The sequence below is a fragment of the Sphingobium chlorophenolicum genome, assembly GCF_000722875.1.
In the GTDB taxonomy this organism is placed as follows: Bacteria; Pseudomonadota; Alphaproteobacteria; order Sphingomonadales; family Sphingomonadaceae; genus Sphingobium; species Sphingobium chlorophenolicum.
In genome coordinates this window covers 94,819-103,564 of the sequence record NZ_JFHR01000017.1, presented here as the reverse complement: position 1 = coordinate 103,564, position 8,746 = coordinate 94,819, and the positions used below count along the sequence as shown (strand labels likewise).

Annotated in this window: 7 protein-coding genes; 2 read left to right on the top strand and 5 right to left on the bottom strand. The window is 63.3% G+C overall.

Annotated features, from left to right (window positions below; genetic code table 11):
* Positions 1 to 323 precede the first annotated feature (323 nt).
* The 4 genes from BV95_RS09505 to BV95_RS09490 form a co-directional block, all read right to left on the bottom strand.
* On the bottom strand, positions 324 to 1,265 hold the full coding sequence (locus BV95_RS09505; protein ID WP_013849831.1) for a glutathione S-transferase family protein: 942 nt from the start codon (positions 1,263 to 1,265) through the stop codon (positions 324 to 326).
* Positions 1,249 to 2,292, bottom strand: coding sequence for a LysR family transcriptional regulator (locus BV95_RS09500; protein ID WP_013849832.1), 1,044 nt, complete (start codon positions 2,290 to 2,292; stop codon positions 1,249 to 1,251). The genes BV95_RS09505 and BV95_RS09500 overlap by 17 nt, the downstream gene beginning before the upstream one ends.
* A gap of 161 nt (positions 2,293 to 2,453) precedes the next feature.
* The gene (locus tag BV95_RS09495; protein ID WP_037450565.1) at positions 2,454 to 3,326 is read right to left on the bottom strand and encodes a methylenetetrahydrofolate reductase; all 873 of its coding nucleotides are present in this window, start codon (positions 3,324 to 3,326) and stop codon (positions 2,454 to 2,456) included.
* 63 nt (positions 3,327 to 3,389) lie between these two features.
* A complete protein-coding gene (locus BV95_RS09490) occupies positions 3,390 to 4,751 on the bottom strand; it encodes an aminomethyl transferase family protein (RefSeq protein WP_234703134.1) in 1,362 nt (453 codons plus the stop codon).
* A 508-nt stretch (positions 4,752 to 5,259) separates the two neighbouring features.
* Here BV95_RS09490 and BV95_RS23525 point away from each other — a divergent pair.
* The gene (locus BV95_RS23525; protein ID WP_156028624.1) at positions 5,260 to 5,469 is read left to right on the top strand and encodes a hypothetical protein; all 210 of its coding nucleotides are present in this window, start codon (positions 5,260 to 5,262) and stop codon (positions 5,467 to 5,469) included.
* A gap of 392 nt (positions 5,470 to 5,861) precedes the next feature.
* Here the strand turns inward: BV95_RS23525 and BV95_RS09485 are convergent, their stop codons facing one another.
* Positions 5,862 to 6,653, bottom strand: a complete 792-nt coding sequence (locus tag BV95_RS09485) for a helix-turn-helix transcriptional regulator (RefSeq protein ID WP_202901555.1) — start codon at positions 6,651 to 6,653, stop codon at positions 5,862 to 5,864.
* Between the two features lie 279 nt (positions 6,654 to 6,932).
* On the opposite strand from BV95_RS09485, the gene BV95_RS09480 reads away from it, so the two are divergent.
* Entirely contained in the window at positions 6,933 to 8,591 is a 1,659-nt protein-coding gene (locus tag BV95_RS09480) for an FAD-dependent oxidoreductase (protein WP_162179739.1), read from the top strand.
* Positions 8,592 to 8,746 lie beyond the last annotated feature (155 nt).

The following is an 8,746-nucleotide window of genomic DNA, read 5'->3' as shown; positions in this document are numbered from 1 at the left end:
TCGCGCCCATCAAATCTTTGACGGCCGCTATCGATGGTCTATTCTCATTCCTGGTCATGGTGGGGCTCCATTGGGGTTGGCGACTTTGAACATCACCAGCCTGCCATGGCCGCTCAAATCCTCAATGGATTTTGCAGAACATCCCGCACACTACCTCGTTCCGTCCCTGGAGCCTCCATGGGGCAAATCGGATAAGCAGATTCCAGTTGTCGGATGTATTTGGGAGGAGTGGAGGAAATATGGCGCGACCTGCGCAGTTCCCCTCCACCATTCGCTGCGCGAACGGTCCCCCTCCCCATCTTTCGATGGGGAGGATTTTTTGGTCAGGACTGGAGGGTTAGGCCCGGCAGGGGTTGGGCGGGGCCTACGGGGACGATTCCGGTGGGATTCACGCTTGGATGGCTGCCGTAATAATGGGCCTTGGCATGGCGGAGATTGATGGTGGGCGCGACGCGTTCATGCGAGGCCAGCTTGCCCACCAGCCGCGACAGGTTGGGATAGTCGGCGATCCGGCGCAGATTGCATTTGAAATGACCGTGATAGATGGCGTCGAAGCGCACCAGCGTCGGGAACAGGCGGATGTCGGCCTCCGTCAGCCGGTCGCCGACCAGCCATTCGCGGCCGGTCAGATGCTCCTCCAGCCAGTCCAGCGTGTCGAACAGGGGATAGACCGCCTCCTCATAGGCTTCCTGCGTGGTGGCGAAGCCGGAACGGTAGACGCCGTTGTTCAGCGTTTCATAGACGCGGGCGTTGATGCGGTCGATTTCGGGGCGGAATTCCGCCGGATAATAATCGCCCGGCAACGCGCCCACATCGTCGAAGGCCGAATTCAGGATGCGGATAATCTCCGACGATTCATTGTTGAGGATCCTCTTTTCCACCTTGTCCCAGAGGATCGGGATGGTGACGCGGCCGGTATAGGTCGGATCGGCCGCGGTATAGACCTGATAGAGATAGTCCGCGCCGTTGATGCTGTCGGGGACGACGTCGTCGCCGGGCAGGAAAGTCCAGCCATTTTCCCCCATATAGGCGTTGACCATGGAGACGGAGATCATCTCCTCCAGCCCCTTGAGCGCGCGCATGATGAGGACGCGATGCGCCCAGGGACAGGCGAAACCGGCATAGAGATGATAGCGGCCCGGTTCGCCCCTGAACCCGGCGTCCAGTCCGCCGCGATATTGCGATTCCTTCCGGACGAACCGGCCGCCGCTGGATTTGGTGTCGTACCAGGCGTCGCGCCAGACGCCGTCAATCAAAAGACCCATATATCGGTGACTCCATATTTTCCCGGCCCGCCTGATCCTTCAGGGAGCCGGGCATGTCCATATGCGATCCGCGGGAGACGAATTCGCCCATGGCATGGATATGGTCGGAACTGCTGTCGGAAACCAGCGTCCTCAGCCATTCATGGCCGGGATCATGGTCGAAACGCTTGTGCCAATATTGCTTGATCGCGATGTCGGGCAGGTCGATCGGCGGGCGCACGATGGCCGCCTGGCTGGATTGCACGACCCGCGCCACGGACAGCGGGACGGTGAGGACCAGGTCGGAAACCTCCGCGATCAGGGCGCTGACGATGAAGCTTTCCGTCGCGATGCGCAGCCGCCGGGGGTCGATCACCTCCAGGATGCGATGTTCCGCCTCCTTGTGGGCATGGCCCTGGCAGGATGCGCCGACGACGATGTGGTAGAGGGATTTGAAGTCGCTGAGGCTGAGTTGGCCGTTGCGCACCAGGCGGGCGGGCGCGATGCAGACATAGGGTTCGTGGAAGAGCGTCTGTTCCCGGACCGAGGCGTAGAGGGCGGGGAAATTGCCCAGCACGATGTCCGCTATGCCCATTTCCAGGTCGGAAACCAGCTTGTCCTTGCGGACCGACACGGGGTTGAAGTGGATGTTCGGCGCATTCTTGACCGAGCGGCGCTGCATCAGCGGCACGATGTAGAGCTGGCCCAGGTCCGACGCGGCGACGCGGAAGGTGCGGAGCGAGCTTTGCGGGTCGAACTTGCGCCGGCGGGACAGGCTGCTGTGATAGACGTTCAGCGTCTCCTCCACGCTGCGCGCCACGGACAGAGCGACCGAGGTCGGCACCATGCCGTTGCGCGTGCGCACGAACAGGACGTCGCTGAAATGTTCCCGAAGCGCCTGGACATAGCGGCTCATCGAGGATTGCGGCAGGTCGAGTTCATCCGCCGCGAGCGTGACGCTGCGCAGGCGCATCATCGCGTCGAACACCGTCAGGTCGAAAAAGGACAAGGAGGCCATATGATCCTGGCTGGACGGACGAGAGGCCATTCCCACTCTCCCACGCTTTGTTGTTTGGAACCAAGAGAGGCGCTGACGCCCCCGGTTTCAAGTGCGGGATCTGGAAACCCACTATCCATTTTCCGGATAGGGCGAAGGGAGGGCCGCATGCCGGGCCGGGCGAGGCACGCCCGGCCCGGCGCGGCGGCCGGTCAGGCTTTGGCGGTGCCGTAGTGGTTCGCGATGAACTGCGCCGTGTCGACGAAGGCCCCGAACGGATAGAAATGGAGCAGGACGTCGCCATGGACCGACGGATCGATGCGGTCGGCCAGTTCCTCGATCAGCTTTTCGGGACCGGCCGTGCTCAGCAGCTTCGTGATCGAAGTGCCGTATTTCAGCATGACCTTCGCCGATGCGCCCACGCCGCAACGGGCGGCGAAACGGACCAGCTTCTTGACGCTGGCCGGGCCGGGCACGCCGACGCGCACGGGGATGGTGACGCCTTCCTGGCGAATCCGCTCCAGCCAGACGAGGATGGCGTCCGCGTCGAAGGCGAATTGCGTCATGATCTCCGCCTCCAGACCCTGATCGGACAGGGCGGCGATCTTGTCGTGCATCGCCTTGGCCAGCTTGGGCTTGTCGATGTCCGGATGCCCTTCGGGATAGCCGGAAATGCCGACCTTCCGGACGCCGACCGTGGGCAGCAGGCCGTCCCGGATGATCGCCAGCGCATCCTCATAGGGGCCCATGGGCGACGCGGGGTCGCCCGCGATGACGAAGGCCCGCTCTATGCCGACATGTTCGTCCAGCATGGCGAGGAATTGCTGAAGGTCGTCGCGGGACAGGACGCGGCGGGCGGAGATGTGCGGCACGGGCACGAAGCCCAGATTCTTGACCGCCTGGGCGGCGGCGACGCGGGCGGGCATCTCCTCGCCCGGCAGATAGGTGACCGAAATCGGCGTTCCGGCCGGGATCAGCGGCGCGGCGTCGGTCAGGCTCTCAATATCCTTGGCGGTCATTTCGAGGGAGAAGGACTGGATCAGGTCCACGGTCGGAGCGTGCTGATCCACATAGGCGAGTTTCATGGGCGGCCTTTCCGCAAGGGTCCGGTCCCGCGCAGGCGGCAGCCTGGCGGGACCGGATGGACATCAGTCCTTCTTGATGATCTTTTCGAAATAAGGTGCGGGAGCGACCGTGACCCGGACTTCGCGCAACGTGTTCTTCTCGATCGTCGGGCGGCGCAGTTCCTGCTCGCCCCACAACAGGGTCAGTTCCGTACCCGGCGTCGCATATTCGAGGTCGACGATGGAGAGCGAGACGAACTCGTTCGCATTGGCGGTGAAACCCGAATATTGGGCGATACCGACGCTCTTCCCGTTGCGGTCGCGTACGTCGTCGACATGGAAGGTCGAGTAAGTGGCGAGCGGGAAGTTGACGAAGCGGGCCGGCGGATCGGCATAGAGGGAGTCGTGGATGACCTTCATCAGGTCGTCGCGGTTCCAGACCAATGTCACCTTGGTGCGGGTCTGGTTGGCGACGCGGCCCTTGAGCGCTTCATAACCGATATAATCGTCGCGCTGCTGGTCGATGAGGCGGGAATAACCGACTTCGACCGGGTCCATATAATAATCTTCGATATTGGTGGAGGCGAGACTGCCGCCGACCGATCCGAGGACTTCGATATGCGGGATCGTCAACCATTCGCGGAACGGCTTCATCTGCTCGCCATGATAGACGGCGGGAACCGGGAGCGGCATCCACGAGGATTCGAGCGTCGTCGTGGGATAGGCCAGCGAGCCGATCTTCTTCATGTCATATTTCGCGCCGACTTCCTCCAGCGCGTCCATGATGACTTCCTGGTCCTCCCAGGGGCCGAACATCTCGAAACCGGCGGTTCCGGCCATGCCGTGGCGCAGCGCCCGGACCTTCTTGCCGCGGATGGTGAAATCGCCGATCGCGAAGAAGCCGATTTCGGGCAGGGTGCCGTCGGTGACTTCCTTCATCATCTCCAGCGCGTGCGGGCCCTGGATCTGGTAGATGTAGATGCGCGGTTCGCCGGGGCGGAAGGCGACGGTTTCGTCGCGGTCGATCTCTATGTCATAGCCGCTGGTTTCGGCGTGATACTGGGTCCAGTCGACGATGACCGGCGGGCCGACGACGCGGAAATAATCCTGCTCCAGATGGAAGACGATGCCGTCGCCGATCAGATAGCCGTCGGGGCTGGACGCGATGAGCTGCTTGCCGCGGTTGACCGGGAAAGTCGTCATCTTGGTGAGGCCGACCTTTTGCAGGACTTTCAGCGCGTCGGGGCCGCGCAGATAGAGGTCGGTCATGTGATAGGACAGGTTCAGCAGCGCGACGCCGTTCTTCCAGGCGCGCTGTTCGTCGCGCCAGTTAGTGTATTCGGGCGCCGCCACCGGGAAGACATAAGGCCCGGTCTGCGATCCGCGAAGAAGCTTCACCGGTCCACCGACCCCCTGAAGCGCCTCTTCCAGGTTCTTATATTTCATCAATGGAGTCTTCATAACATCCCTTCCCGTGGTAATAGAATAAGTCTTTTCCAATGCGCGCCGAGAATTGACGAGCATCGCCATCACATCTTCGAAGACAAAATATATGCATTTGCGAAACCACATATGTGGCCGCACCGGCATTGATGTCCGCGATGTGATTTTTTTGATAAAGAAGCTGAGGGGTTATTGACAGAACATGGACTGGATAGGCGGAATCCGCCCGATGGATTCCGGGGGCGGACGGACGGTGGAGGGACGCATGGCGGGATTATGCATCGCGCCTGCGGAGACGGCGGTTCATGGGGAGAAATGCGTGCCGGGCCGGGTTCGGCATGACGAAGGGGGAGAGGGCCGCGGGGCCGTGAAATTCCGGTTCGGCGGCGCGGAATCCGGATAGTGGATCGGACGCGCCCCGTCCCCGCGTTTTTCGAAAGCGGCCCGATGCGGTAGCAGCGGGTCCAGCACGTCAACGCATGGCGGCATCAGAATCATAATGAGGGGAATCATGACCGCCGAGCGCAGTCCGTCGCGAACCGCGCCTGGCGGGTTTCTAACCCTTTTGTGGCGGCAGACGATGCACGGCATCAGCATGATGGGCTGCGCCAGCTATCCCACGCATTGGTCGTTCGTCTATCTGCTGGAGGGAACGGGCGAAGCGCCGCCGGTCGGGAAGGATGTCGCGCCGGCTCAGGCCCTTAGGCACTCGCCGGACTGAGTGATTTGGGTGGAAAGCGGACCTACCCTATTCCTCCCCATCAGGAGATGGGGAGGGGGACCGGCCGAAGGCTGGTGGAGGGGAAAAGGCGCGACCTCCGAATCTTCCCCTCCACCACCGCTTTCAGCGGCGGTCCCCCTCCCCACGCTGCGCGTAGGGAGGAATGGATGTCCGCTACTGGCCATTTCCCGACATTCCGAATTTGTCCACGCGGCCTAACCCCCTCCCGCCTGCGGGAGGAAAGAGGCACGACCTCCGAATTTCCCCTCCACCATTTGCTACGCAAACGTCGAAGAGAGTCACGTGCCTCTCTTCGACCCTCCCCACGCTGCGCGTAGGGAAGAATAGGATAGGTCCGTTCCACACCCAAAAATCAATGTCCGGGACGCATCCTAGTGCATCGATCCGCTGGCCAGGGGGTGGACCTGATCGTTCAGTTTGGCCCAAGTGGCGACGTACCAGAGCAGCAATTCGCGCTGGCTGCTGATCCCCAGCCGGTTGTAGAGGCGCTTGCGATAGGTTTGCACCGTCTCTTCCCCGACGCCCAGTTCCAGCGCGATGCCCAATGTCGATACGCCGTAGAGGATGCGGGCGCAGACCTGGGTCTCGCGGGGCGGGAAGCGCTCCGGCGCCATGGCAACGCATTGTTCGATCTCGCTGAGCGAGGTCAGGGCGGAAAGCAGCCTGCGCCGCTGGTCGGCGGCGTTGACATGTTTGCCGACGATGGCGAGCAGCAGCCCGCCCATCTCCATCAGCAGATGATTGGCCCGGTCCGCATTGCCCGAAGCGGAACTGACGATGCTGAGGCCGATCCGCCCCGCCACCGACGGGCCGTAGAGGAAGCTGCGTTCGCCCATCCGGGGATAGACGATGCTGCGCAACTGCGCGTCGGTGATCGCGGACACCTCCAGATAGGCGAGGTGCGGCGATTCGTCGGCCAGCGACTGGCAGGCCAGTTCCATGACCGGGTCGCGGCGCCACAGATCCTTGCCCAGATACAGGTCCGACCGGCGGCGCGCCGTGTCCGTGCCGTCCAGGCTGATGGCGTCGATTCCGCAGGGCCGCGCCCCGGCAAGCGCGAAAACCGCGACATGTTCCGCGCCGGTGGCGTCATGGAGGAAGCGCACGAGCTGGGGACCGAAGCTCGCCTCGCCAATCGCCTCTATCACTCCGTTGAGGCCCATCGCATATGGGCTTATCTGCAAAACGGCCATCTGCACCCTTCACCCTCGCAACAATAATCCTCTTATCGGCTTTGCCGATTACGGGATTTTGCCGGCACCTTATATCGCGCCCGGCGCATCCGCAAGAATGCAACCGGCCGATGCGCGCCCTTGTCGACCCATCTTGGGAAGAGCGATGTCCCCCCCGTCCGGGATCGACAATCCGCATTTTCCATCCGCACTGTGGTTCATAATGCCGGTTCTGGATCAAGAGGACGCGCGATGGGGAATGGAGTGGATGTGATTGTCGTCGGTTCCGGCGCGGCTGGTTTCAGCGCCGCGATTTCGGCGGCGGCGGCGGGCGTGTCGGTGCTGCTGCTGGAGAAGGCGGAGCGGGTCGGCGGCACCACGGCCTGGTCGGGCGGCGGCGTGTGGGTGCCCGGCAACCACCATATGGCGGATTTGGGCGAAAGCGATTCCGTCGAAAAGGCGCGGACCTATATCGCCGCGCTGACCGGCAATCATTTCGACCCGGCGCTGACGGGGAAATTCCTGGAAAAGGGGCCGGAAGCCATCGCATTCCTGGAGCGGACCACCGATTGGGTCCGTTTCAGGGCCTATCCGATCCCGGATTATCATCCCGACCTGCCCGGCGCGGCGGAGGGAGGGCGCACGATGCTGGCCGAGCCGTTCGACGCCCGCGTGCTGGGGCGGAACCTGGCGAAACTGCGCCTTCCCAAGGGCGAATTGACGGTGCTGGGCGGCATGCAGGTGGAACTGGACGAGGTGCCGCACCTGCAGGCCATGTGGCGTTCCGCCCGTTCGTTCGGGGTGAGCATGAAGCTGCTGGGGCGTTATGCGGCCGACCGCCTGCGTTTCGGGCGGCACACCCGGCTCATTCGCGGCAACGCGCTGGCCGGGGCGCTTTTCCGGTCGGCGATCGATCTGGGCGTCGTCGTCAGGACCGGGGCGGCGGTCGTCAAGCTGGAAAGGACGGGATCGAGGGTCACGGGCGTGACCGTAAGGATCGACGGCAAGACCGAAAGTCTTTCCGCCCGCCGGGGCGTCATTTTATGCTCCGGGGGTTTTTCCGGCAATGCAGAGATGGTCGCCCGATATTTTCCGGACGCCGCGCAGCATATCACCATATTGCCGCCGGAAAATCAGGGCGAAGGGCTGGCGATGGCCCGCGAAATCGGCGCGGCCTTCGGCGAAAGCAATGCCGCCAACGCCATCTGGGCGCCGGGGTCCAGCCATGTCGACCGGCGCGGCCGCCGCATGACCTGGCCCCATTTCGGGCTGGACCGGTACAAGCCCGGCGCGATCATGGTCGACGGCAAGGGGGATCGTTTCGTCAACGAGGCGGCATCCTATCACGTCATCGGCAACAGGATGCATGAACTGGGCGTGTCGCCCGCCTGGCTGATCGGCGACCGCGCCTTCCTGAGGAAATATGGGATGGGCATGGTGCGCCCTGCCCCCTACTCCCCTGCCCGCTGGATCAGCGAAGCCTATCTGATCGAGGCGCCCACGATTGCGGTGCTGGCGGAACGGATCGGCTGCGATCCGGTCCATCTGGAGCGCAGCGTGGCGCGGATGAACGAGGCGGCGCGCACCGGCGTCGATCCGGACTTCGCCAAGGGCGGCGACATCTACAACCGTGTCGGGGGCGATCCGGCCCATCGGCCCAACCCGTGTCTTGGCCCGATCCGGACCGGACCCTTTTATGCGCTGGCGCTGCATGTGACCGACGCGGGAACCACATTGGGCCTGCGCGTGAACGACAATGCCCAGGTGCTCGATTCCGGCGGGGCGCCGATCGACGGGCTTTACGCGGCGGGGCTGGACATGAATTCGGTGCTGCGCGGCACCTATGCGGGGGGCGGCACGATGTTGGGGCCGGCGCTTACCTTTGGTTATGTCGCCGGGCGGCATGTGGTGGGGGATGATGGTCGGTAGGGGCGGTTAATGCCTCCCTGCGCGAAGCGTGCGGAGGGGGATCATGCGCAGCATGGTGGAGGGGAATGGGCACGACCTCCGAATTTCCCCTCCACCACGCTTCGCGCGGTCCCCCTCCCCATCTTGCGATGGGGAGGAATAGGATACGCCTTGCC

What these genes read in the sequence shown, in the direction of transcription:
- BV95_RS09500 (WP_013849832.1), bottom strand. Translation starts at nt 2,292, where the DNA reads ATGGCCTCTCGTCCGTCCAGCCAGGATCATATGGCCTCCTTGTCCTTT.
- BV95_RS09505 (WP_013849831.1), bottom strand. Translation starts at nt 1,265, where the DNA reads ATGGGTCTTTTGATTGACGGCGTCTGGCGCGACGCCTGGTACGACACC.
- BV95_RS23525 (WP_156028624.1), top strand. Translation starts at nt 5,260, where the DNA reads ATGACCGCCGAGCGCAGTCCGTCGCGAACCGCGCCTGGCGGGTTTCTA.
- BV95_RS09495 (WP_037450565.1), bottom strand. Translation starts at nt 3,326, where the DNA reads ATGAAACTCGCCTATGTGGATCAGCACGCTCCGACCGTGGACCTGATC.
- BV95_RS09490 (WP_234703134.1), bottom strand. Translation starts at nt 4,751, where the DNA reads ATGAAATATAAGAACCTGGAAGAGGCGCTTCAGGGGGTCGGTGGACCG.
- BV95_RS09485 (WP_202901555.1), bottom strand. Translation starts at nt 6,653, where the DNA reads ATGGGCCTCAACGGAGTGATAGAGGCGATTGGCGAGGCGAGCTTCGGT.